General features: G+C 68.9%; 18 protein-coding genes. 14 read left to right on the top strand and 4 right to left on the bottom strand.

Annotated elements, in window-relative coordinates:
* Positions 1 to 94 precede the first annotated feature (94 nt).
* A complete protein-coding gene (locus AB0H32_RS28330; protein ID WP_361125780.1) occupies positions 95 to 1,597 on the top strand; it encodes a M1 family metallopeptidase in 1,503 nt (500 codons plus the stop codon).
* 134 nt (positions 1,598 to 1,731) lie between these two features.
* Positions 1,732 to 3,225: a GTPase HflX gene (gene hflX / locus AB0H32_RS28325; RefSeq protein ID WP_361125777.1), complete on the top strand. Its 1,494-nt coding sequence runs from the start codon at positions 1,732 to 1,734 to the stop codon at positions 3,223 to 3,225.
* Between the two features lie 156 nt (positions 3,226 to 3,381).
* Here hflX and AB0H32_RS28320 read toward each other — a convergent pair whose 3' ends face one another.
* Both AB0H32_RS28320 and AB0H32_RS28315 read right to left on the bottom strand, forming a co-directional pair.
* Positions 3,382 to 4,578, bottom strand: coding sequence for a hypothetical protein (locus AB0H32_RS28320; RefSeq protein WP_361125774.1), 1,197 nt, complete (start codon positions 4,576 to 4,578; stop codon positions 3,382 to 3,384).
* A gap of 156 nt (positions 4,579 to 4,734) precedes the next feature.
* Positions 4,735 to 5,973: a hypothetical protein gene (locus tag AB0H32_RS28315; protein ID WP_361125771.1), complete on the bottom strand. Its 1,239-nt coding sequence runs from the start codon at positions 5,971 to 5,973 to the stop codon at positions 4,735 to 4,737.
* Positions 5,974 to 6,212: 239 nt separating this feature from the next.
* On the opposite strand from AB0H32_RS28315, the gene AB0H32_RS28310 reads away from it, so the two are divergent.
* From AB0H32_RS28310 to htpG, 6 genes are all read left to right on the top strand, one after another.
* The gene (locus tag AB0H32_RS28310; RefSeq protein WP_361125810.1) at positions 6,213 to 6,632 is read left to right on the top strand and encodes a cold shock domain-containing protein; all 420 of its coding nucleotides are present in this window, start codon (positions 6,213 to 6,215) and stop codon (positions 6,630 to 6,632) included.
* Between the two features lie 210 nt (positions 6,633 to 6,842).
* Complete coding sequence (locus AB0H32_RS28305) at positions 6,843 to 7,295, top strand: cold shock domain-containing protein (RefSeq protein ID WP_361125768.1); 453 nt, start codon at positions 6,843 to 6,845, stop codon at positions 7,293 to 7,295.
* Positions 7,296 to 7,413: 118 nt separating this feature from the next.
* Positions 7,414 to 8,910 (top strand): carboxyl transferase domain-containing protein, encoded by a 1,497-nt coding sequence (locus tag AB0H32_RS28300; RefSeq protein WP_361125765.1) that lies wholly within the window; start codon positions 7,414 to 7,416, stop codon positions 8,908 to 8,910.
* 47 nt (positions 8,911 to 8,957) lie between these two features.
* Complete coding sequence (locus tag AB0H32_RS28295; RefSeq protein ID WP_361125762.1) at positions 8,958 to 9,182, top strand: DUF5988 family protein; 225 nt, start codon at positions 8,958 to 8,960, stop codon at positions 9,180 to 9,182.
* Positions 9,183 to 9,221: 39 nt separating this feature from the next.
* Entirely contained in the window at positions 9,222 to 9,446 is a 225-nt protein-coding gene (locus AB0H32_RS28290) for a biotin/lipoyl-binding carrier protein (protein ID WP_361125758.1), read from the top strand.
* 172 nt (positions 9,447 to 9,618) lie between these two features.
* The gene (gene htpG / locus AB0H32_RS28285; protein WP_361125755.1) at positions 9,619 to 11,448 is read left to right on the top strand and encodes a molecular chaperone HtpG; all 1,830 of its coding nucleotides are present in this window, start codon (positions 9,619 to 9,621) and stop codon (positions 11,446 to 11,448) included.
* Between the two features lie 127 nt (positions 11,449 to 11,575).
* Here htpG and AB0H32_RS28280 read toward each other — a convergent pair whose 3' ends face one another.
* Complete coding sequence (locus AB0H32_RS28280) at positions 11,576 to 12,343, bottom strand: alpha/beta fold hydrolase (RefSeq protein ID WP_361125752.1); 768 nt, start codon at positions 12,341 to 12,343, stop codon at positions 11,576 to 11,578.
* Between the two features lie 257 nt (positions 12,344 to 12,600).
* Between AB0H32_RS28280 and AB0H32_RS28275 the strand changes: the two genes are divergently transcribed.
* Together AB0H32_RS28275 and AB0H32_RS28270 are read left to right on the top strand one after the other, a co-directional pair.
* Positions 12,601 to 12,975 (top strand): hypothetical protein, encoded by a 375-nt coding sequence (locus AB0H32_RS28275; protein WP_361125750.1) that lies wholly within the window; start codon positions 12,601 to 12,603, stop codon positions 12,973 to 12,975.
* A gap of 1,438 nt (positions 12,976 to 14,413) precedes the next feature.
* On the top strand, positions 14,414 to 15,382 hold the full coding sequence (locus AB0H32_RS28270) for a transcriptional regulator (RefSeq protein ID WP_361125747.1): 969 nt from the start codon (positions 14,414 to 14,416) through the stop codon (positions 15,380 to 15,382).
* Positions 15,383 to 15,541: 159 nt separating this feature from the next.
* Here the strand turns inward: AB0H32_RS28270 and AB0H32_RS28265 are convergent, their stop codons facing one another.
* On the bottom strand, positions 15,542 to 16,456 hold the full coding sequence (locus AB0H32_RS28265) for an ABC transporter ATP-binding protein (protein WP_361125744.1): 915 nt from the start codon (positions 16,454 to 16,456) through the stop codon (positions 15,542 to 15,544).
* Between the two features lie 1,455 nt (positions 16,457 to 17,911).
* Here AB0H32_RS28265 and AB0H32_RS28260 point away from each other — a divergent pair.
* From AB0H32_RS28260 to AB0H32_RS28245, 4 genes are all read left to right on the top strand, one after another.
* The gene (locus tag AB0H32_RS28260) at positions 17,912 to 19,384 is read left to right on the top strand and encodes a diaminobutyrate--2-oxoglutarate transaminase family protein (RefSeq protein ID WP_361125741.1); all 1,473 of its coding nucleotides are present in this window, start codon (positions 17,912 to 17,914) and stop codon (positions 19,382 to 19,384) included.
* A gap of 409 nt (positions 19,385 to 19,793) precedes the next feature.
* Positions 19,794 to 21,608: an IucA/IucC family protein gene (locus AB0H32_RS28255; protein WP_361125807.1), complete on the top strand. Its 1,815-nt coding sequence runs from the start codon at positions 19,794 to 19,796 to the stop codon at positions 21,606 to 21,608.
* Positions 21,609 to 21,674: 66 nt separating this feature from the next.
* Positions 21,675 to 22,523, top strand: a complete 849-nt coding sequence (locus AB0H32_RS28250; RefSeq protein ID WP_361125738.1) for a GNAT family N-acetyltransferase — start codon at positions 21,675 to 21,677, stop codon at positions 22,521 to 22,523.
* 346 nt (positions 22,524 to 22,869) lie between these two features.
* Positions 22,870 to 24,846, top strand: coding sequence for an ATP-dependent DNA helicase (locus AB0H32_RS28245; protein WP_361125735.1), 1,977 nt, complete (start codon positions 22,870 to 22,872; stop codon positions 24,844 to 24,846).
* Positions 24,847 to 24,870 lie beyond the last annotated feature (24 nt).

The following is a 24,870-nucleotide window of genomic DNA, read 5'->3' as shown; positions in this document are numbered from 1 at the left end:
GCCTTCCTCAAGAAGGCGTCCCGGACCAACCCGTTCGAGTGGGCCGGGCGCGCGTCGCCGCCGAAGCGCCCCTGCGCGCTGGTAGCGGTGATGCATGCTGCTCACCCCCCGCTCGCGCCCGCACCACCGGTCCGCCCGGAGCCGCAAGGCCGCCCTGCTCGCCTCCGCCGTCTCCCTCTGCCTCCTCGCTGCCGCCGCCCCGGCCCAGCCCCTGGGCGTCGGCGACCGGCTCTTCCCGTACCTGGGCAACCCGGGATACGACGTGGCGTCGTACGACCTGTCCTTCACCTACCCCGGCACCAACGACAAGCCGCTGCAGGCCGTCACCACCATCAACGCCTGGACCACCGCCGACCTGGACCGCATCAACCTCGACTTCGCCCACGGCACCGTCCAGTCCGTGCAGGTCGACGGCCGCCCCGCCACCTTCGCCAGTGTGGGCGAGGACCTCGTCGTCACGCCGGACAGACCCCTGCACGAGGACAGCTGGACGCGGATCACCGTGAAGCACACGAGCAACCCCGTCGCCGCCAAGGACCAGGACGGCGGCTGGGTGCGCACCTCCGACGGGCTGGCCATGGCGAACCAGGCCGACGCCGCCCACCTGGTCTTCCCGTCCAACGACCACCCGTCCGACAAGGCGATGTTCACCTTCCGGATCACCGCCCCGAACGACTACACCGTCGTCGCCAACGGTGTGCCCGCCGGCGTCGAGAAGGTCGACGGCTCCACCACCTGGACCTACCGCACCCAGCACCCCATGGCCACCGAACTCGCCCAGGTGTCCATCGGCCGCTCCGCCGTCGTACGCCGTACGGGACCGAACGGACTGCCGGTCCGGGACGTCGTACCCAGCGCCGACCGCAAGGCGCTGGAACCCTGGCTCGCGAAGACACCCGACCAGATCGCCTGGATGGAGAGCAAGGTCGGCCGGTTCCCGTTCGAGACCTACGGCGTGCTCATGGCCCAGGCCTCGACCGGATTCGAGCTGGAGACGCAGACCCTCTCGCTCTTCGAGAAGCATGTCTTCTCCGAGCCCGCCTACCCCAAGTGGTACATCGAGTCGATCATGGTGCACGAGCTGTCGCACCAGTGGTTCGGCGACAGCGTCAGCCCCCGCACGTGGTCCGACGTCTGGCTGAACGAGGGGCACGCCACCTGGTACGAGGCCCTCTATGCCGAGGAGAAGGCGAACAAGCCGATGGAGGAGCGGATGAAGGCCGCCTACGGCTCCTCCGACCGCTGGCGTGACGCCGGCGGCCCGCCCGCCCTGCCCAAGGCACCCGCCCCCGGGCAGAAGATCAGCATCTTCCGCCCCAACATCTACGACGGCGCGGCGCTGGTGCTGTACGCCCTGCGCCAGGAGATCGGCCGGTCGGCCTTCGAACGCCTGGAGCGCACGTGGGTCCAGGAGCACCGGGACTCCACCGCCGGCACCGCCGACTTCGTCCGCCTCGCCTCGACCGTCGCCGGCCGCGATCTGACGGGCTTCTTCAAGGACTGGCTGTACGGCGAGAAGACCCCGCCGATGCCCGGCCACCCGGACTGGAAGCCCACCGCGTCGCCCAAGGGCGCCAAGGGCCGGCCCCGGAAATAAGGCGGTGACGAGACGGGCCGTGCCGTGCGACCATCGTCAGGTCGGCGCGGCACGGACCGCGGGAATCTCCCAGGGTGCTCGCGCGTTCTAACCTATGACCGCCGCATCGGCGCTCCCATCGACGTAAGGATCCAATGACCTCCTCTTCTTCCCCTTCCCAGGACACCAAGCGCCTCGCGCACGCCTATCCCGAAGGTCTTCGGGCCGATGCCCTGATGGAAGAGGACGTCGCCTGGAGCCACGAGATCGACGGCGAGCGGGACGGCGACCAGTTCGACCGCTCCGAGCGCGCGGCCCTGCGCCGCGTGGCGGGTCTGTCCACCGAGCTGGAGGACGTCACCGAGGTCGAGTACCGCCAGCTCCGCCTGGAGCGGGTCGTGCTCGTCGGCGTGTGGACCACCGGGACCGTGCAGGACGCGGACAACTCCCTCGCGGAGCTGGCCGCCCTCGCGGAGACCGCGGGCGCGCTCGTGCTCGACGGCGTGATCCAGCGCCGCGACAAGCCCGACGCGGCCACCTACATCGGCTCCGGCAAGGCCGTGGAGCTGCGCGACATGGTCGTCGAAACGGGCGCGGACACCGTCATCTGCGACGGTGAGCTGAGCCCGGGCCAGCTGATCCAGCTGGAGGACGTCGTCAAGGTCAAGGTCATCGACCGTACGGCCCTGATCCTCGACATCTTCGCCCAGCACGCCAAGTCCCGCGAGGGCAAGGCGCAGGTCGCGCTCGCGCAGATGCAGTACATGCTGCCGCGGCTGCGCGGCTGGGGTCAGTCGCTGTCCCGCCAGATGGGCGGCGGCAAGGGAGGCGGCCTGGCCACCCGTGGTCCCGGTGAGACCAAGATCGAGACGGACCGGCGACGGATCCGCGAGAAGATGGCGAAGATGCGCCGGGAGATCGCGGAGATGAAGACCGGCCGCGAGATCAAGCGCCAGGAGCGCCGGCGCAACAAGGTGCCGTCCGTCGCCATCGCGGGCTACACCAACGCCGGCAAGTCCTCCCTGCTCAACCGCCTCACCGGCGCGGGCGTCCTGGTCGAGAACGCCCTGTTCGCGACCCTGGACCCGACCGTCCGCCGCGCGGAGACCCCGAGCGGCCGCCTGTACACCCTGGCCGACACGGTCGGCTTCGTCCGGCACCTGCCGCACCACCTGGTCGAGGCGTTCCGCTCCACCATGGAGGAGGTCGGCGACGCCGACCTGATCCTGCACGTGGTGGACGGTTCGCACCCGGTACCGGAGGAGCAGCTGGCCGCCGTGCGCGAGGTGATCAGGGACGTCGGCGCCACCAAGGTGCCCGAGATCGTCGTGATCAACAAGGCGGACGCCGCGGACCCGCTGACGCTCCAGCGGCTGCTGCGGGTCGAGAAGCGCTCCATCGCGGTCTCCGCCCGCACCGGCAAGGGCATCGAGGAGCTGCTCGCGCTGATCGACAACGAGCTGCCCCACCCCGCGGTGGAGATCGAGGCGCTCGTCCCGTACACGCACGGCAAGCTCGTCGCCCGCGCCCACACCGAGGGCGAGGTGCTCTCCGAGGAGCACACCGCGGACGGCACCCTGCTCAAGGTCCGGGTGCACGAGGAACTGGCGGCGGATCTGGCACCGTACGTGCCCGCGCCCGCGGCCTGACCCCGCACGACACGAAGGCCCGCCACCCTTTCCGGGATGGCGGGCCTTCGTCGTACGGGCAGTGCCGGCGGTACGGGCGCTACCCGGCGTGCAGGCAGTGCAGGCACCGCACCACCTGGCGTGCCGGTACTGCCGGCAGTACCGGCACCGGGGCGGTCACCGCCCGCCGTACGTCCTGCTCATGTTCTGGTAGAGCGCCTCGGCCGTCCGGCCCAGCTGCGGGCCAGCCAGCCAGGTGTTGTCCGCCGGACCGATGGAGGTGTTGGACACCAGCTCGGTCTTGCCGTTCACCACCCGGAACCAGCCGCCGCCGGAGGAGCCGCCGGTCATCGTGCAGCCGATGCGGTACATCGTCGGCAGCGACGGGCTCAGCGCCAGCCGCCCGGGCCGGTCGAGGCACTTGAACATCTTCAGCCCGTTGTACGGCGGCGCCGCCGGGTAGCCCCAGGCACCCATGCTCCCCGCCGCGGCCGCGGACGGCGCCGAGAAGTCGACATCGAGGGCCGCCCCGACCGTCTCCTCCAGCGACTTCGCCCCGGACTCGGGCTTCACGTGCAGCACCGCGTAGTCGTACGCCGCACCCGCGCCGCCCGTCTCCGAGCCGCCCTGGATCCACTGGTTCGACGTCGACGCCCAGTCCGCCCACCAGGTGCCGTAGGGAGCGACCTGCGAGGCGCTCGCGTTCGACAGCTCCGACTCGGACTTGCCGAGGTCGTTGTACGACGGCACGAAGGCGATGTTGCGGTACCAGCCCCCGTCCTTTCCGGCGTGCACGCAGTGGCCCGCCGTCCACACCAGGTTGGACTTGCCCGGGTGGTTGACGTCCTTGATCACCGTGCCGGAGCAGACCATGTGGCCCTCGGGCGAGTCGAAGAAGACCTTGCCCACCGGCGCGGCATTGTCGTGGTACGGCGTCTTCTCCGCCTCGGCCTGCACGGGCCGCGGCTCCGGGTCGCTGACGCCCTGGTCGGCGGCTGCGTCCTTGGCGGTGACCGTCTTGTTGGCCTCCTTCGCGGACTTCATCCGCTCCGGCTTCCACAGACCGGCGATCACCGGGTTGACGAAGTCCTTGGCCTCACTGAGCCACTTGTTCTTGTCCCAGTCCTTCCAGCCACCGTTCTGCCACTTGTCGACATCGATCCCGTGCTTCTTGAGCTTGTCCGCGATGTCGGAAGGAATGTGGACCTTGCCGCCGCCGTCGGCCTGGGAGGCCGAAGCGCCGGGCTGGCCGCCCGCCTTGTCGTCGCCGGAGCCGTTGCAGGCGGTGGCGGTGAGTGCCAGGGCGGCGACGAGACCGGTCGCGGCAAGGACGGCGCGGCGCGGGCGCGCCGAAGAACCAGGTGTGGAACGCATGGTGCGATGACCCCCGATGAAGTGTTGACACCCCACTATGCCCGTGGGGTTGGGGACGGACGGCGGCGAGACGGTGAAGATTTCTGTGAGGCGTCCCGCCGTCGTCCATGGGCCCGCTGTGCGGATGAACCGCTCAACCGCCCACTGCCCTAAGGCTCACTGTCCGGCGAACTTCTTGCTCACCGACTGGTACACGCCCTTGGCCACGTCGCCCAGACGCGGACCGGCCAGCCAGCCCGAAGTGACCGGGCCGATGGACGTGTTGGACACCAGCGCCGGCTTGCCGTCGGCGCCCGTCTCCACCCAGCCGCCGCCGGAGGAGCCACCGGTCATCGTGCAGCCGATCCGGTACATCGTCGGGTCCGCCTTGGCGATCGAGAGCCGGCCCGGCTTGTCCTGGCACTGGTACGCCAGCTGACCGTCGTACGGGGGCGCCGCCGGGTATCCGGTCGCCGTGATGCTCTTCACCTTCGGCACGGCCGGGGCGTTGAAGTTCACCGGCAGCGCGCCGCCGACCGTCTCCTCCAGCGACTTGCCGGCGTTGCCCTGCTCCGGCGTCACATGGATGACCGCGAAGTCGTACGAGGCGCCCTTGCCGCCGGTCTCGCCGCCCCCGTCGATCCACTGCTGCGAGGTCTTCGCCGCGTCGGCCCACCAAACGCCATACGGGGCGATCTCGGCCCGGCTCGCGTTCTGCAGCTGGGCGGCCGACTTGCCCTGGTTGTTGTACGACGGCACGAAAGCGATGTTGCGGTACCAGCCGCCCTTCTGGCCCGCGTGGACACAGTGGCCCGCCGTCCAGATGAGGTTGGACTTGCCCGGGTGCGCCGGGTCCTCGACGACCGTCGCCGAGCAGACCATGGTGCCCTCGGGAGAGTCGAAGAACACCTTGCCCGAGGTGGCCGCGTTGGTGTGGTACGGCGGCCGGACCGCCTGTGCCTTCACCGGCGCCGGCGTCGGGTCCGTCACGCCCTGGTCACCGGAGATGTCGTTGTCGTCGACACCCTTGTCCTTGTCCGGGTCGTTGGCGCCGCGCATCCGGTCCGGGTCCCACAGACCCTTGATGATCGGGTTGATGAAGTCGTTGGCCTCGCGCAGCCAGTCCTGCCGGTTCCAGTTCTTCCAGGCCCCGTTCTTCCACTTGTCGATGTCGATCCCGTGCTCTTTGAGCTTGTTCTTGATGTCGTCCGGGATCTGGATCTTTCCGTCGCCGGAGCCGTTCGCGGTCGCGCTGGCGCTCGGCCTGCCGTCGGCGTTGTCGTCACCGTCGCCGTTGCACGCGGTGGCCGTCAGCGCGAGCGTGGAGACGAGAGCGACCGTCGCCAGCACGGGGGAGGTCCGGCGTGCCCCGCCCCTCCCTCGGTGAACGGTGAACGACGGCCGTATGGATCGCATGGTGGTGACTCCCCCTGCAGTAAAGGAACTCGGCGCTTCGGCCCTGACAACGGGACCACACACTATGCGCTCGCTGTGGGGGAGTTCCGACGGAACCGCAACGGTTCGGATACAGCCGTCTGACCTGGCAATCGACCCGGGACTGTCCTTGCTGTCGGCCACCCGATACCATCGGCCGCGCGCAACGGGGTCAAGTTCGCGCAGTGGTGTCCAAGTTCTGTGGAAGTGTGGAAGTGGCTGTGGTCGCGGGTCGAGTGGTGCGTTTCGACAATGTGCGGGGTTACGGATTCATCGCCCCGGCATATGGCGGAGAAGACGTCTTTCTTCATGTGAACGACTTGCTGATTCCGGAGGAATATCTCCGATCCGGCCTGCAGGTCGAATTCGAGATCGAAGAGGGCGAACGGGGTCTGAGGGCATCGTCCGTACGGCTCGCCGACGGCGTCGACCAGGCATCTCTGAAAGCCTTTTCGGTGGAGCACGGCAACTCGGCGGACGACGGGGAGCCGTTGTGCGACGTGTTCTCCCCGGCCGAACTCAACCGGGAGATCACGGAGCTGCTGCTGGCCGCGGCACCCTCGCTCACCGCTGAGCAGATCCTGCTCATCAGGCGCAAGGTCGTGGATTTTGGACGCAGCCACGGCTGGGTGGACTGCTGAGCCTGCCGGTCCACGGGGCCCCGAGGGCCAGTTTCCGAAGGAGTGTTCAACCCGGACGGCCGTGCCCCATGCCGTGAATGCGGACAACGTTGCCGTGTTACCGAGCAGTTGTGATTGGGCTGTTCAACTGGTGCACGAACCGTGCTGATGTGCGTTGTTACGATCCACCGCAAGATGTTGGGCACGGTGCCCGGAGTGAGGGGTTTGGGGATGGCTGTCGGTCGAGTGATCCGGTTCGACGGGATGCGTGGGTATGGCTTCATCGCGCCGGACCAGGGTGGGGAAGACGTCTTCTTGCATGTGAACGATCTGCTCATTCCCGAGTCGTCGGTGCGCTCGGGACTCATGGTGGAGTTCGAGGTCGAGGACGGTGACCGCGGGCTGAAGGCTTCCGGGGTGCGGCTCGCCGAGTCGCAGGGGCTGTCGGTGCAGGCGGTGGTGCCCGCCCCGCGGACCCTCGCGGCGCCGGTGAGCCCGCAGGGCGGCGCGTCGTCCGCGGAGGGGCAGGACACGATGTGCGACGTACTCGGCTCGGCCGAGTACACCCGAGAGGTGACCGAGCTTCTGCTGACGTCCGTCCCGGAGCTGACGGGCCAGCAGATCCTGGCCATGCGCAAGCACTTGCTCCTGTTCGGCAAGCGGCACGGCTGGGTCGAGGACTGACAGAACCACCGGACGGCTCGGGCGTCCGCATGCAGACCAGGGCCGGGTGCGCCCCCCGTTGCACCCGGCCCTTCCCTTTTCGGTGCGAGGAAGTCAACCCGTGGAGAGGGGACATGCCATGACGGAGCTGCCCACAGTCGCCCCGCCGGGGCCGTCGGGCACCGGGGGCGAGCCGCGCGGTCGCGCGGCCCACGCCGAGGACGACCCGCGCGACCCACTGACCCGACTGGCACGGCTGCTGGACGAGGAAACCCTCACCGTCGTGCACGACAGCGACGCGATCACCACGGCGGTGGTGTCCGGCCGGGTCCACGGTGTGGAGGTCATCGCCTTCTGCACGGACGCCCGGGTGATGGGCGGAGCCGTCGGATTCGACGAGTGCCGCCGCATCGCCGACGCCATCGACCTCGCTCTGAGGGAGAACCGCCCGGTCATCGGTCTGTGGCACTCCGGCGGCGCCAAACTCGCCGACGGGATCGAGGCGATGGACGGGATCGGCCGGATCTTCGCCGCGACGGTCCGGGCCTCGGGCAGGATCCCCCAGGTCTCCGTGGTGCTCGGCGCGGCCGCCGGCGGCGCCGCGTACGGGCCCGCGCTCACGGACGTGGTGATCATGGCGCCCGCCGGCCGGATCTTCGTGACCGGTCCGGACGTGGTGCGCAGCGTGACCGGTGAGCAGATCGACATGGAGGGGCTGGGCGGGACCGAGGCCCACGGCCGCAAGTCCGGCGTGACGCACATCGTGGCCGACTCCGAGGCGGACGCCTGCGCGCGCGCCCGGAAGGTGACCTCCCTGCTCGCCGTACCCGGAAAGGCCGACCTGGAAGCGGTGGGCCCGGCCCGGGACCTGCGGGCGCTGCTGCCCGCATCGCCCCGGCGGGCCTACGACGTACGGCCGCTCGTGACCGGGCTCCTCGACGCCGACCCCGGGTACCCGGACGGTGCACCGGGGGAGGGGGGTTCCTTCGAGGAGTTCCATGCGAAGTGGGCGCCGAACGTCGTGACCGGCCTCGGCCGGCTGGCCGGCCAGACCGTGGGCGTCGTCGCCAACAACCCCTTGCGCAAAGGAGGTTGCCTGGACGCGCTGAGTGCGGAGAAAGCCGCGCGTTTCGTACGGCTGTGCGACTCCATGGGGGTCCCGCTGCTCAGTTTGATCGATGTGCCGGGCTATCTGCCCGGCGTCGCCCAGGAGTGGGGCGGAGTCGTCAGGCGCGGCGCCAAACTGCTGTACGCCTTCGCCGAGGCGGTCGTACCACGCGTCTCGGTCGTCACCCGCAAGTCCTACGGCGGTGCCTACATCGCCATGAACTCGCGATCCCTGGGCGCCACCAAGGTGTTCGCCTGGCCCGACGCCGAGGTCGCCGTGATGGGCGCCGAGTCGGCGGTGGGCATCCTGCACCGCAAGGCGCTCGCCGCCGCACCCGAAACGGAGCGCGACGACCTGCGCGCCCGCCTCGTCGACGAACAGAGACGACTCGCCGGCGGTGTCGACCGGGGACTCGCGCTCGGGGTGATCGACGAGGTCATCGACCCGTCGCGGACCCGGGCCGCGGTGGCCGAGGTCTTCGCCGCCGAGCCCTGCCGGCGCGGGTCGCACGGGAACATCCCGCTGTGAGAGTCCGGACAGAAGCTGGAACCCCAGTCCAGAGAGTGAGGATGATCATGGACGACAACGGTGCCCCCAACGTGTTCCTCACCGGCGCCCCGGCCGCGGTGATCGCGGGTGAGGGCCGGCTGCACTACCTCGCGGATCTCGACGCGGCCAAGGTCAAGATTCCGCGTGGCAACCGCTACGAGCACTTCGAGGCCAGTTCCGAGACCGCTCTCGTCGACGACCGCGAACTGCGGGTCTTCGTCTGGACCCACAGCACCTACGTGGCCGAGTGACGGGTCACCGAAGCAACTGCGCACCTCAGGGAGCCGGTGGTGGAAGAGGTACGAGCCGAGATCGTCGCCGTCGTGAGTGAGGTGCTCACCGCGGCCGGAGACACCATTGCCGAGGGCGAACCGCTGGTCGTCCTCGAATCGATGAAGATGGAGATCCCCGTCCTCGCCGAGAACGATGGCCGAATCCTGGAGGTCCAGGTCGTCCCCGGCGACACCGTGCAGGAGGGCGACCTCCTCGCGGTGATCGGCCAAGAGGGCGGATGACCAGGGCGTATCTGCACCGACGCACGACCCGCACGCCGAAGCCGTGCACGGTCCGAGCCTTGGACGGTGCACGGCTTCAGGCCGGTCGGGGACGCTTGTCCGTACCGTTGTCGGTGTGTCAGATTTCGATGGTGCGCGTGCTCGCACGCACCACGTGAACAGAAGGGAACCCATGAGCACCGAGACGCTGGAGTTTCAGGCCGAAGCGCGGCAGCTCCTGCAGTTGATGGTCCATTCGATCTACTCGAACAAGGACATCTTCCTGCGCGAGCTCATCTCCAATGCCTCCGACGCCCTGGACAAACGGCGCCTCGCCGGACTCACGGACGACAGCCTCCGGGCCGACGACCTCCACATCGCCCTCGAGACCGACAAGGACGCCCGTACGCTGACCGTGCGGGACAACGGCATCGGCATGTCGCGCGACGACGTCGTGGAACTCATCGGCACGATCGCCCGCTCCGGTACCGCCGAGACCCTGCGCCAGCTGCGGGAGAACAAGGAGTCGGCCGAGCTGATCGGCCAGTTCGGCGTCGGCTTCTACTCGACCTTCATGGTCGCCGACAACGTCACCCTGCTCACCCGCAAGGCCGGCGAAGAGACCGGTACGCGCTGGGAGTCGGACGGCAACGGCACGTACACCATCGAGACCGTCGAGGACGCGCCGGAAGGCACGTCGGTGACCGTCCACCTGCGTCCCAAGGACGAGGAGGACGCGCTCTACGACTACACCGAGGACTGGAAGGTCCGGGAGATCGTCAAGCGGTACTCGGACTTCATCTCGTTCCCCATCAGGATGGGGGACGACACCCTCAACTCGATGAAGGCGCTGTGGGCGCGGCCGCGGTCCGAGGTCAAGGACGAGGAGTACCACGAGTTCTACCGGCACGTCACCCACGACTGGACCGACCCGCTGGAGATCATCCAGATGCGGGCGGAGGGCACCTTCGAGTACGAGGCCCTGCTCTTCATCCCCTCGCGTGCCCCGCACGACCTCTTCCAGCGCGACGGCAGCCACGGCGTTCAGCTGTACGTCAAGCGCGTGTTCATCATGGACGACACGCGGGAGCTGCTGCCCGACCACCTCCGCTTCGTCAAGGGCGTCGTGGACGCGGCCGACCTGTCGCTCAACATCTCCCGCGAGATCCTCCAGCAGGACCGGCACATCCAGCTGATCCGCCGCCGTCTCGCGAAGAAGGTCCTGTCCACCATCAAGGACCTCATGACGAACGATGAGGAGAAGTACCGCACGTTCTGGCGCGAGTTCGGCCCGGCCGTCAAGGAGGGCCTGCTCGGTGGCGCCGAGGACCACAAGGCGATCCTCGACATCGCGTCGTTCGCCTCCACGGCCACCGAGGAGCCGACCACCCTGGCCGACTACGTGGCCCGGATGAAGGACGGCCAGGACAAGATCTACTTCATGACCGGCGAGAGCCGCGCACAGGTCGAGAACTCCCCTCACATGGAGGCGTTCAAGGCCAAGCGGTACGAGGTCCTGCTGCTCACCGACCCGGTGGACGAGATCTGGGTCGAGGCGGTGCAGGCGTACGAGGACAAGGAGTTCCAGTCGGTCGCGCGCGGCGCCGTCGACCTGCCCGCCGAGGAGGAACTGTCCGAGGAGAAGTCCGGTGCGTACGCGCCTCTGCTGACGTGGCTGGGCGAGACGCTCGGCGAGGTGAAGGACGTCCGGCTGACGACCCGGCTCACCAACTCACCGGCGTGCCTGGTCAGTGATGTCGACGGCATGACGCCGACCCTGGAGAAGATGTACCGGGCGATGGGCCAGCCGGTCCCGCAGGTCAAGCGCATCCTTGAGCTGAACCCCGAGCATCCGCTGGTCAGCGGGCTGAGGTCCGCTCATGAGGCGCGCGCGGACGACCCGGAGCTGACCGAGACGGCCGAGCTGCTGTACGGCACCGCGCTGCTCGCGGAGGGAGGCGACCTGGCGGACCCGGCGCGCTTCGCCAAGCTGCTCGCCGACCGCCTCGCCAGGACGATGTGACGCACTGACCGCCCGCCGGGGCGTGCAAAAACACCGATGGCCCCCAACCGCCCGCACATGCCGGACTGTTGTGGGGCCATCGGTGTACCTGCACGGCAGCGTCGGCCGCCCCTGCCGGAGCGGACCGTCAGCCGGCGGTGCGCGTGCGTTCGTCCTGGAAGTGCTGGTCGAGCACCTGGAGAACCTCTCTGCTGCGCTCGCTGATGAAGAAGTGCCCGCCGGTGAACACACGGAGATCGATCGACCCCGTCGTGTGCTGGGTCCAGGCCTTCGCCTCGTCCAGGGTGGTCTTGGGGTCGTTGTCGCCGGTCAGTACGGTGATCGGGCAGTCCACGGTGGCCCCGGGCTCGCAGCGGTACGTCTCCACCGCCTTGTAGTCGGCGCGCAGCGAGGGCATCGCGGCCCGCATCATCTCCTCGTCACCGAGCAGGGCCGACGCGGTTCCGCTCAGCCGTCGGACCTCGGCAAGGATCGCGTCGTCACTGCGGTGCGCGTTCTCGTCCCGGTACGTCGACGGCGCGCGGCGCCCGGACGCGAACAGCCGGACCGGGCCCTGCCCGTCGGCCTCAAGACGACGCGCCAGCTCGAAACCGAGGACGGCCCCCATGCTGTGACCGAGGAGCGTGGTGGGGAGTTCCGGCTGACGTCGGAGCACCTCGTACAGGCGGTCCACGAGTATCGCCAGGTCGTCGATGGGCTGTTCCGTACGACGGTCCTGCCGGCCGGGGTACTGGATGGCGAGGACATCGACATCAGGGCTCAGTGCCGCCGCCACCGGAAGGTAGAAAGACGCGGACCCACCTGCGTGCGGAAGGCATACCAGCCGGGCAGCCGGGTTTTTGGCAGGATGAAATCGGCGGCACCACAGTTCATCTCCGGGCGAAGGCTGAGACATGCCACTCCAGAAAGTTGTCACACCGGATCATTAAGTGAAACCAGAACATAGCGAATTGCCGTTACGCCTGCAAGGACACCGGATCCCGTCCTACCTGCGGCTATGTGCTCAACTGGCAAAATGCTGCAGTTGAACGGCGACCGCGTAGGAGCCTTGATGGTACTTATCTCAACGAGGGCATGTGGCCGCCTGTTGCGTCGTTCCCATGGACCCGGTTACTGTTCCAAAATACGTGGCGACAATGAGAGGTGACGTACGTGGGGCACAAATTCTCCCTGGTTCTCAGCAGGCAGATCTCCGATGAGGAGTCGGTAATCCTGCGGGAGGCCGGTTTCGCCGACGCGACTTTCGCGACCGATTCACTTCCGACCAACGCAGATGTCGCCGTTACGAAGATTGACTTCGATGACGCGGCTGCGCCCTCTCTGGCCGAGGCGATCGAAACCGCTCTTGAGACGGTGAAGAAGGTCCAGGACCTCACCGTTCCCGGCCTCACCGTGCCGGCCGTTCCGCAGGCCTCGGACGAGGACTCGCGTGTGGTGGTCGGCGAGGTGGTCGAGGGATCGGCCGCCGAGAAGGAGCCCGCCAAGAAGCGGAGCAACAAGAAGGCGAGCGCAGCGGACAAGGCGTAGCCCGCCGACACGAGTTGATGGACCGCTGAGAGCGGCCGCCACGAACGCAGCGAAGCTCCGGTTGTCGGGGTGACTTTCCCGAGTCGCCCCGACAAACCGGAGCTTCGCTGCGTTCTCGCACGTCTGCCACGTCCCGGCCGGTTCGGCGGCGGCTGTTCAACTGACGTGGCACCACGGTTGAACGTACCTGCGCAGCACTCACCTTCGGCCACGCAGTTGAACAGAAGGTGCGGTTGAACACCGCGATCCGATGTCCTCGTGGCTCCCGTTTCTCGTCGCATATGCGATGCGTGAATCCTCCTGTGGCCGTCGTCGGCCCGTCGGCCGCCTATCGCAAGGAACACGGCACTGATCACAGCGGGAGTCTTCACACGTGAGGTCGTGGTACGAAGCCGAGCACGGGCCGTTCTTGCCCGTGGGCACGGTGATCGAGGCCGGCCGCGCCGGCTGTGAATTGCCCTGCATCAGCGGCTGACGTGCGGAAACCTGCAGGTGATGGCGATCGCCCCGCTGCCGACCGCGCTGAGCGCCGTGCCCGGTGCCCGGGCCCTGGAGCAACGACCGGCGAACACACGGGAACGGGCCCACGGGTCGGCGCGTGCAGCGGTCACATGCTGCTTCGTACGCCGCCCATCGCCTGCCCTGTGCCGGCACCGTGGCGCCAACCTGCTGACACGTGTCCGTGACAGACGTGAAAACTCCGCGAGCGATACCCCCGGATCCCGAAGAACGCCTGACCTCGAATGCGCGGAAGCGGGCTTAGCGAAGAACTGGCTGAAAGTGCTCGTTCATCGAACCTCCACAGTTTCTCCATCTCGGCAAACCCGGTGTCCTTCGGCCCCTCTGACCAGAACGCATGGCCGGGATTCGATGTGGGGCCATGGTGGTTTGCCGCTCTTCTGTGCGACACGCCTGCCCGGGGCCGCCCGCGGCTTGGCTTGAACGGGTTAGAATCGCTGCGTCCGGATGACCCCGCAGGTGATATCGCCAAGCCTCGGCGATATTTGCCCTGTGGTGTTCACGCAAGTGCCACGGACCTGTTCCCTGCAGTTCCGTTTTGTTCGGCTGGGTACGACCTGAGAAAAATAAGCATAACGCCAGGACTGGAGAACTACCGAGCGTAGCGCCGGACGTCTCAATGTAAGCCGTTAAAGAAGTCGCAAATCCACAGGTGAAGCTTCCATGGAGGAGTGATGGACTGCTAGCCTGGTGGACAGATTCTAACAATCTGAATAATAGCCTGACCAGCTATTGACTTGCGGGGATCTCGAGCTTACGGGGGGTTTCCACGCGACGTTTCTGATGTGCCTTGCGGGTTCCAGGGCATACGACATGAGTCGGATGAAGCAGCCACTGCTTCTTTGCTGCAAATAACTCGTCGTAGTTGTCATGGGGGTGCAGTATGGGCCTTGCCGGCCGCACTACAATTTCGACTGAAGTGGATGAAGGCCAGGATGATGAGTCGGGGATAGTCTCGGTTCCCATTTTGCAGGTCCTGCCCGGTGATTCGCCGCGTCTGAAGGGTGAGGACAAAGTCCACGTACTGAGGCTCGCGGCGATAGAGAGCTCGTTGCCGCCGATATTGGTGGATCGAAGAACGATGCGGGTGATCGATGGGATCCACCGCTTGATGGCTGCCTCTCTCAAGGGGCAGAAGACGATTGACGTCCAGTTCTTCGACGGCAGTCGCGAGGATGCCTTTCTCAAGGCGGTTGAGGCCAACGTCGAGCACGGCCTCCCGCTGACGCAGGCCGATCGCACCGCGGCGGCGCTGCGCATCCTGAAGTCGCACCCCACCATGTCGGACCGCGCCATCGCCAAGTCGACCGGGCTCGGAGCCCGGGCGGTCGCAGAACTGCGGCGTTCCTCCGACTCCGTACCGCACTCGAACTTCCGGGTGGGGCGGGACGGCAAGGTCCGTCCGCTGAACGGTGCAGAGGGGCGGCTGCGTGTGGCGGAGCTGATCCGGGAGAACCCGGAGGCTTCGCTGCGTCAGGTGGCACGGACGGCCGGGGTTTCCCCCGCGACGGCACTCGATGTGCGGCGGCGCTTAGAACGGGGTGAGGAACCCGTCCCCAGCCAGGGGGGAAGTGCCGGCGCGGAAACGGAATCCCCGACGAGGGATCCGCTGCCGGTCCCGCCCCCGCCTTTGATGGGGCCACCGTCGACCGCCACCCTCGAAAAGCTCATGCGTGACCCGTCGTTGCGGCAGAGCGAGCTGGGCCGGCGGCTGCTGCGGATGTTCAAGGAGAACGTGCTGGGCGCCAAGGACATGACGGACATCTGCGCTTCGGTGCCGTCACACTGTATCGAGTTGATCATCCAGCTCTCCCGCCACAACTCGCAGATCTGGGAAGACTTCGCCCAGGAGTTGAACAGGCGGGCGCGGATCGTGAATCCCGAATAGGGCGCAGTCCTGCTCGGCCCATCGGCAGCGGCGACAACGAGGAAGAGCGAGGCCAGGGTCCGCACGGCGATCATGCGGGCTCTGGTCTCGCCCTTGCCCGCTTGTCCATCGGAGCCGGCCGACGCTTCGCGCTGCCTGGCGAGTTCCGGTTGCTGTGGTCTAGGGGGCGACAGAGCGCTCGTGGGTCAGGGCGACGAACGCGTCCTCCAGCGTGGCCTGGTCGACGTGAAGCTGTTCGGGCGTGATCTGGTGGCGCGCCAGTAGGGAGATGACCGTGCTCAGCGCATCGTGGTTGCCGGTCACCACGACGTAGTCGCCTCGGCGGCTGACACCGCTCACCTCGGGCAGCTCCGCCAACAGGGCCTCGTTGAGTGGCGCGGAGGGGCGGAACTCGATGCGCTGCTCGGCCCGGACCCGCTCGACCAGCCCGGCCGGCGTGCCGGTGAGCGCGATGCGGCCCTTGTCGATCAGCGCGATCCGGTCGCACAGCCGCTCGGCCTCCTCCATGAGGTCGGTGACCAGAAGGATGGTGACGCCGCTGTCGCGGACGGTCTCGATCAGTTTCCAGGTCTCGCGCCTGGACTGTGGGTCCAGTCCGGTGGTGAGCTCGTCCAGCACCGCAACCTGGGGGTTTCCGACCAGAGCCAGTGCGACGGAGAGGCGCTGCCGTTGGTCGCCGGACAGGTCGCCGCACAGGGACCTGCCCGTGGCGGTGAGCCCCAGCGCTTCCATGAGGTGCCGCCAGTCGGCGGGGTTGCGGTAGAAGGAACTGTAGAGCGACAGCGCCTCCGCGACCTGCATCCGGTCGGGTAACCGGTCCTCCTGCAACTGGACACCGAGCTGCCTGGTGATCTCGGCCCGCTCTCGGCAGGGGTCGAGACCGAGCACGCTGATCTCGCCGCCGTCGCGGTTGCGCAGTCCCTCGATGCATTCCACGGTCGTCGTCTTGCCCGCGCCGCCGGGGCCGAGAATCCCGAAGATCTCCCCTTCCTCGACGGTGAAGGAGACATCATCGACCGCCACGAGGTCGCCGTACCTCTTGTGTAGATTCTGCACCTCAATCACTGCGGACATGATCGTCCTTTCGTGTGCTTGCTCGCATGGGCGTCATCGGCGTCTGTTTGGTGCCCCGCTCATGTCGACCGGCCTGTGGCAGGACCTCCCGACCCTAGAAAAGGTACGGTCGGCCCGCCTGCGTTTGGTATCCCGCTATGCCCCGTGGGGGGTGGGTCTAGCCCCACCCGATTTCCGGCCCTGCGCGTTCAAACATTCGGGTGTTGATAAAGATCGCGCCGAATGACCGATGGTGTCTGCGCGTGGACGAACAAATCGAGCATCGGGACCGAAAAGGACCGTGAAGTGGACGCCCCGGGGTGAGCGAACCGGCCGGGAAGGGCTGAAACTGAGCGACGGGGGGTGGGGAGTTGAGCCAGCTGGCCGGCCAGGAGAGGGAGGGTGTGGCTGAATGGTGTTCCCGGTCGGTGTGACCGGAATCATGTTCTGAGCGATGTGGCGACAGGTTCTCCGTAACGCATTCCTGATGTCCCGTGAAGACAGGCCCGCCACGGCTGCTGAATGGCTCAACAGTGCGAATCGTCCGATGAACTGACGGACCCGACTTCGAAATCGTCAACGGGTACTTGGGGCGCGCAACGGTCGCCCGGGGGTCGAATTTCCGCGCCGATCGGCCCGTCGACCCGGCTGGCCTTAAATTATCCGCGAGAACTGCCTTTTCCCTTCGTCGATGCCGACGACAACATCCCGTCGCGGAGCAACAACAGATCGTCGGATACGGCAGTACGCACGGTTTGGCCGCGGAGATGTGGGTGGGGCCCCCGGTCGGGCTGTCGATCTCCAGGCGGCCGCCGAGCGCCTTCATCCGTCGTTCGAGCCCGTGCAGCCCGGAGCCTGGTGAGGGGGTGGCGCCGCCGATGCCGATGCCGATGCCGGTCACGGTCGCGGAACATCCCCCGGGGCGGCCGGGGCGGCCGGGGCGGCCGGGGCGACTGGCTGGCACATGGGGCGACCGGCGTCGGGCCGACGACCACGAGGGAGACTCCGGCAGTCGGGGGGCGCCGGGGCGCAACGGACGAGGAGACGGCGCGGCGCAGGAGGACCGTCGATCGCTCTGTTTCCAGCGCTTGGCTCATACCCCTTTCGCCCGGCCGCCGCTGATGAAGCTACGTTCGTCCGCCCTGCGCCCGGTATCCCGCTACGCCCCTCGGCCGGTGGGCCTAGCCCCACCCTCCCCCCTGGCACTGCGCGCGGCATCCGGCCGGGCCCGCATCGCTCAGTCGGCTCGGAAGTTCCCGGCAAGCAGCGGTGCCAGGCGACAGCTCCCGGCAAGCTGCGGTGCAGGGCGACGCCTCAGGTCCTCGCCGCGCAGCGATCAGCCTGTCAACGGGCAGTGATCTCGAATTAACCCGTAACCCCTCGGTCCGTTCGCGGTTGGTAGCGGTGGGGGGCCTGCTGCCTGTGCCCGGCCCCGCGGATCAACTTGCCTCTGGACAGCGGGGAGGACAGCGAGCCGTGGCCGTGACCGAATCGGTGGCTGATGGCACATACGGGGGAGCGCGTGCAGCGCACGACGGGATCCTGCGGCGCCAGTCGGCGCGTGAGTCCGCTGCGCGCACCTATGCCCGGGCCCTGCCCATCGTGCCTGTCCGGGCACGGGGAATGACCATCGAGGGCGCCGACGGCCGCCGCTATCTGGACTGTCTCTCCGGTGCCGGAACCCTCGCCCTCGGCCACAACCATCCGGTCGTGCTGGAGGCCATCCGCCGGGTCCTCGACTCCGGCGCCCCACTCTCCGTTCTCGACCTGGCGACCCCTGTCAAGGACGCCTTCATCACGGAGCTGTTCCGCACCCTGCCGTCCGGGCTCGCCGACCGCGCCCGCGTCCAGTTCTGCGGGCCGGCCGGCACCGACGCGGTCGAGGCCGCCTTCAAACTCGTCCGGGCGGCGACCGGGCGCACCGGCATCCTCGCCTTCACCGGTGCCTACCACGGCATGACCGCCGGAGCCCTGGCCGCCTCCGGCGGCGCCGGCGACGTACGGGTCGCCCGCCTGCCGTACCCGCAGGACTACCGCTGCCCCTTCGGCGTCGGCGGCCCGCGTGGCGCCGAACTCGCCGCCCGCTGGTGCGAGTCCCTCCTCGACGACCCCAAGTCGGGCGTACCGCTGCCCGCCGGGATGATCCTCGAACCCGTCCAGGGCGAGGGCGGAGTGATCCCGGCGCCGGACGACTGGCTGCGCCGCATGCGGCAGGTCACGGCAGACCGGTCCATCCCGCTGATCGCCGACGAGATCCAGACGGGCGTCGGCCGCACGGGCGCCTTCTGGGCCGTCGAGCACAGCGGTGTCACCCCCGACGTCATGGTCCTGTCCAAGGCCATCGGCGGCAGCCTCCCCCTGGCCGTTCTCGTCTACCGCGACGACCTCGACGTCTGGCAACCCGGCGCCCACGCCGGCACCTTCCGCGGCAACCAGCTCGCCATGGCCGCGGGCACCGCCACCCTGGCCCACGTCCGCGAGAACGGCCTGGCCGAACGAGCCGCCGCCCTCGGCGCCCGGATGATGGCCCAACTGCGCACACTTCAGGCAGAGTTCCCTTGCGTGGGGGATGTCCGTGGGCGTGGCCTGATGATCGGGGTCGAGCTGGTGGACCCCGAGGGCGAGGAGACCGGACCGGACACCAACGCCGCCGCCCGTGGTCACCGCGTTCCGATGAGCGGTGCGGAACCCGTCCGCACCCCCCGCCCCGCCGACCCCGGCCTCGCCACGGCCGTCCAACGGGAGTGCCTCCACCGCGGCCTCATCGTGGAGCTCGGCGGTCGCCACGCCGGCGTCGTACGGCTCCTTCCTCCGTTGACCATCAGCGATGAGCAGGCGGCAGCCGTACTCGACCGCCTGACCGACGCGGTGGCCGCGGCGGCCCGGCATCAGCAGCAGCACGGACGCTGTCAGCGCCCTCACGACGGCCCTCCCGAACAGGCCGGCTAGCCGCCGCACCCGGCCGGTCCCACCGCCGAGACCTGCGAGCACCACACAGCGTGCGCCACCCCCCGTCTCGACCGCACCTCCCTCCAGGACTTCCTGTCCGACACCGTCATTCCTCGACCACCCACACACACCGACTGCCCCCTCGCAGCTCCCGCCCGACGCGGATCCCCGCCGACGCCGCCACGGGCGTTCCACCGATGACGGCTCGACGACCGAGCGGACGACAGGACGAGAACCACCCGCACAGGACCCAGCCCAGCCCCGAGGAGCCGTCTTGAACGCCACTCCCACACCCGACGGCCGTTCCGGCAGCCCCGACGACCAGGGCGACTCCGGCACCCAGCCCTCTCCCGTGCCACTCGCCGAGTCGGTTCCCCAGCAGAAGCGCCGCACTCCGGGCACCGCGCCGGTGGAAGAGCCCGGCACCGACCCGCTGGAGAATCCCGATCCGCACACCGCCGCCCAGGCCGCCGCCGTGGAGAACCTCCTGCGCTGCTGGGTGCGCGAGACCAACCTCGCCGCCCCCGCCACCCCCACGCTCCGCATCTCCCTCCCCACCAGCGGCACCGCCCTGATCGCGCCGGTCCGCTACTGCTCCCCGACGGGCTGGCACCGCTTCGGCCCACCGCGTCTCGCCGGCGCCCCCGAAGCGGCCCCACCCGTCGACGCGGTCACCCTCGCAGGTCTGCTCGCCAGGGAGACGCCCGGCAACACGGCCGACGCCACCGCAACCCCGACCCCTGCCCGCACCGACGACGGCGGAGACTTCGCCGCCAGGGTGGCCGACTCCCTGCGCCGCACCGCGACCTTCATCCGCGACCGGCGCGAACACCCCGCCGACGGCCCCGACCTCTTCCTCGGCGCGGAGCAGGCCCTCCTCCTCGGCCACCCTCTGCACCCCACCCCCAAGAGCCGGGAGGGCCTGACCGAGGCCGAAGCCCGGCGGTACTCACCGGAGCTGCGTGGCTCCTTCCCCCTGCACTGGATGGCCGTCGCCCCCTCTCTCATCGCGGCCGACTCGGCCTGGACCGAGCACGGCCGACCCGTCGCCGCACACCACCTCGCCCGACGACTCGCCGAAGTGCCCCTGCCCCTGCCCGACGGGTACGCAGCCCTGCCCGTGCACCCCTGGCAGGCACGCGAGGTCCGGCACCGCGAGGCTGTCGCCGCCCTGATCGACGCCGGACTGCTCCGCGACCTCGGTCCACTCGGAACTCCCTGGCATCCCACCTCCTCCGTACGTACGGTCCACCGATCCGGTGCCTCCGCGATGCTCAAGCTCTCGCTGGGCCTGCGCATCACCAACTCCCGGCGCCAGAACCTGCGCAAGGAGCTCCATCGCGGCGTCGAGGTCCACCGCCTGCTGCGCAGCGGGCTGTTCAAGCAGTGGCAGTCCACACACCCCGGCTTCGACATCGTCCGCGACCCGGCCTGGCTCGCCGTCGACGACCCGGACGGTCGGCCCGTGCCCGGCCTCGATGTCGTGATCAGGCACAACCCGTTCGCACCGACCGACGACGTCAGCTGCGTCGCCGGGCTCGTCTCACCGCGCCCCCTCGCCGAGCAACGCGCCGACCCCGCGGGGACGCACAGCACTCCGCTGTTCCGGTCCCGGCTGGCACAGCTCGTCGCACGGCTTGCCGCGCGCACGGGCCGACCCGTCGGAGCCGTCGCCGCGGAGTGGTTCCTGCGCTACCTGGAGCAGGTCGTCCGGCCCGTCCTGTGGCTGGACAGCGAGGCCGGAATCGCCCTCGAAGCCCACCAGCAGAACACTCTGCTCCTGCTCGACCGCGACGGCTGGCCCGCCGGCGCCCGCTATCGCGACAACCAGGGCTACTACTTCCGCGAGTCCCGACGCCCCGAACTCGATGCGAGGCTGCCCGGTATCGGCCGGCACAGCGACACGTTCGTCTCCGACGAGATCACCGACGAACGCTTCGCCTACTACCTCGCCATCAACAACGTGTTCGGACTGATCGGTGCGTTCGGCTCTCAGCATCTCGCCGACGAGCAACTGTTCCTCGCCGCGTTCCGCCGCTTCCTCACCGGCGTCGCCTCGGGACCCGCTCCCCTGCGCAGCTCGCTGCCCGGTCTCCTGCTCGACTCACCCGTTCTGCGGTGCAAGGCCAACCTGCTGACCGGGCTGCACGGCCTCGACGAACTCGTCGGTCCGGTCGCCACCCAGTCCGTCTACGTCACCATCGCCAACCCCCTTCACTCCTGAACGAAGCACCGTCTTCCTCCATCCCCGAGGACCACGACCCCCTTCGTCTCCTGAGAGGAACGCACCGTGCCTCCCACCGACGCGACCGCCGGCACCAGCCCCGGCTCCGTCCCCGTCCATACGGGCTGCCCAGACCACCAAGGCATCGCGGGCGCGGGAGACACCGTCGCCTTCGGAGACGGCGAGGACACGCTGGACCTGCGCCTGCCCGACGAGTTCGTCGCCCGCTTCGCCGCGGAGACCGCCGACGGGGAGACCGCCGGAGGAGACGCAGGACAGGGGCTTGCCGGGGTCGCCGCCGTGAGGTTCGGCCGAGGTGAGGTGCGCCGTGCCGAGGCCGAGGACGACCTGCTCGACCACATCGGCACCTGGGGACCGACCATCACCCCCATGGGTCCCTTCCACCTGGTGCCCGCGCGCGTCGAGCACGACCTGCAGCTCGTCCACGGCTGGATGAACGACCCCACCGTCACCGCGTTCTGGGAGCTGGGCGGGCCCCTGAGCAGGACGGAGAGCCACCTGCGCGGTCAACTCGACGGAGACGGACGCAGCGTTCCGTGTGTGGGCCTGCTGGACGGCACTCCCATGAGCTACTGGGAGATCTACAGGGCAGACCTGGATCCGCTGGCCCGCCACTATCCCGCCCGTCCGCACGACACCGGGATCCACCTCCTCATCGGCGATGCCTGCGACCGAGGGCGGGGGCTTGGATCCGCCCTGCTCAGAGCCGTAGCCGACCTGGTCCTGGACCGACGCCCCGCCTGCGCCCGCGTCGTCGCGGAGCCCGATCTTCGCAACACCCCCTCCGTATCCGCGTTCCTCAGCGCCGGCTTCCGGTACGCGGCGGAGGTCGACCTGCCCAGAAAGCGGGCCGCCCTCATGATCCGGGACCGAGTCCTGCGCGGTTTGATGTAGCGCCGAGTGGTGGCGCCGTCACCATGAGTACGAATGGCGCTCCGCCCGAGTTCCCGGCTCCTCGCCGCCGACATGCGACCGGCTAGGGTTCCCGGGCCCTCGACGCCGATCGGTTCCCGGATCTCGTAGCCACTCGCCGAGCGCCTGCCCCACATCGTGCGGCCGAAGATCGTGCAGCCACCCGCACGGTCCGAAAGCCACGGGCGCCCTTGCCACCTCACAGTCGTCCGCTCCGTCCGGAGCCACCCGCACACCCGTCCCACCCTGGAGCCCCGTCGGTGATCCCACCCCTCGTCCCAGCCTTGATCGCCCGTTTGTCAGTGCCGGGCCGTAGGGTGGTCGGGCTATGACGAAGCCCTCACTCCCCGAACTCCTGCATGCCGCCGTCGCAGCCGTCGGCGGTGCGGAGCGCCCCGGCCAGGTGACCATGGCCGAAGCGGTCGCCGAGGCGATCGACGACGGATCCCACCTGCTGTGCCAAGCGGGCACCGGCACCGGAAAGTCGCTCGGCTATCTCGTGCCCGCGCTCGCGCACGGGGAGCGAGTGGTCGTAGCGACGGCCACGCTGGCGCTGCAGCGCCAGCTCGTGGAGCGGGACCTGCCGCGCACGGTCGACGCCCTGCACCCACTGCTGCGGCGCCGTCCGGAGTTCGCCATGCTCAAGGGCCGGTCGAACTACCTGTGCCTGCACCGCCTGCACGAGGGCATGCCGCAGGACGAGGAGGACGGGCTCTTCGACCAGTTCGAGGCCGCCGCGCCCACCAGCAAGCTGGGCCAGGACCTGCTGCGGATGCGCGACTGGGCGGACGAGACCGAGACGGGCGACCGCGACGACCTCACGCCCGGCGTCTCCGACCGTGCCTGGGCGCAGGTGTCCGTGTCGTCCCGGGAGTGTCTGGGCGCGTCGAAGTGTGCCTACGGCGCCGAGTGCTTCGCCGAGATGGCTCGTGAGCGCGCCAAGCTCGCCGAGGTAGTCGTCACGAACCACGCACTCCTTGCCATCGACGCCATAGAGGGCGCCCCGGTGCTGCCGCAGCACGAGGTGCTCATCGTGGACGAGGCGCACGAACTCGTCTCCCGCGTCACCGGCGTCGCGACCGGCGAACTCACGCCCGGCCAGGTCAACCGTGCCGTGCGCCGGGCCGCCAAGCTCGTCAACGAGAAGGCCGCCGACCAGCTCCAGACGGCCGCCGAGGGCTTCGAGCGCCTGATGGAGCTGGCCCTGCCCGGCCGACTGGAGGAGATCCCGGAAGACCTCGGATATGCCCTGATGGCGCTGCGAGACGCGGCCCGTACGGTCATTTCGGCGATCGGCGCGACGCGTGACAAGTCGGTCCAGGACGAGGACGCGGTCCGCAAACAGGCCCTCGCCTCGGTGGAGACGGTGCACGACGTTGCGGAGCGCGTCCTGAACGGCTCGGAGTGGGACGTGGTCTGGTACGAGCGCCACGACCGCTTCGGTGCCTCGCTGCGGGTCGCCCCCATGTCGGTCTCCGGGCTGCTCAGAGAGAAGCTCTTCGCGGACCGCAGCGTCGTCCTCACCTCGGCGACCCTCAAGCTGGGCGGCGACTTCAACGGCGTCGGCGCCTCCTTGGGGCTGGGCCCCGAAGGCGCCGAAGGCGAGGATCTGCCGCAGTGGAAGGGCGTCGACGTGGGCTCGCCCTTCGACTACCCCAAGCAAGGCATCCTGTATGTCGCCAAGCATCTCGCGCGCCCCGCACGGGACGGCGAGCGCGGCGACATGCTGGACGAGCTGACCGAGCTCATCCAGGCGGCCGGAGGCCGCACCCTCGGTCTGTTCTCGTCGATGCGGGGTGCGCAGCAGGCTGCGGAAGAGCTGCGCTCCCGCATCCCGGAGCACCCGATTCTGCTCCAGGGCGAGGAGACCCTGGGCGAGCTGATCAAGAACTTCGCCGCCGACCCCGCGACCTGCCTCTTCGGCACACTGTCGCTGTGGCAGGGAGTCGATGTCCCGGGACCGAGCTGTCAGCTGGTCGTCATGGACAAGATCCCCTTCCCGCGCCCCGACGACCCGCTGATGAGCGCCCGGCAGAAAGCGGTGGAGGATGCCGGGGGCAACGGCTTCATGGCCGTTGCCGCCACCCACGCGGCCCTGCTCATGGCCCAGGGCGCCGGCCGTCTCGTGCGCGCGTCCGGGGACCGGGGCGTGGTTGCCGTACTGGACCAGCGGCTCGCCACCGCACGGTACGGCGGATATCTCAAGGCGTCGCTGCCGGACTTCTGGTACACGACGGACCGCAATCAGGTGCGCAGGTCGCTCGCCGCGATCGACGCCGTTGCGAAGCAGGCGGAGGCACAGTGAGCGCCGGGTAGCCCGACCCGGCGC

The organism is Streptomyces sp. NPDC020362, from assembly GCF_040642095.1.
In the GTDB taxonomy this organism is placed as follows: domain Bacteria; phylum Actinomycetota; class Actinomycetes; order Streptomycetales; family Streptomycetaceae; genus Streptomyces.
This window is presented reverse-complemented; position numbering and strand designations above follow the sequence as displayed.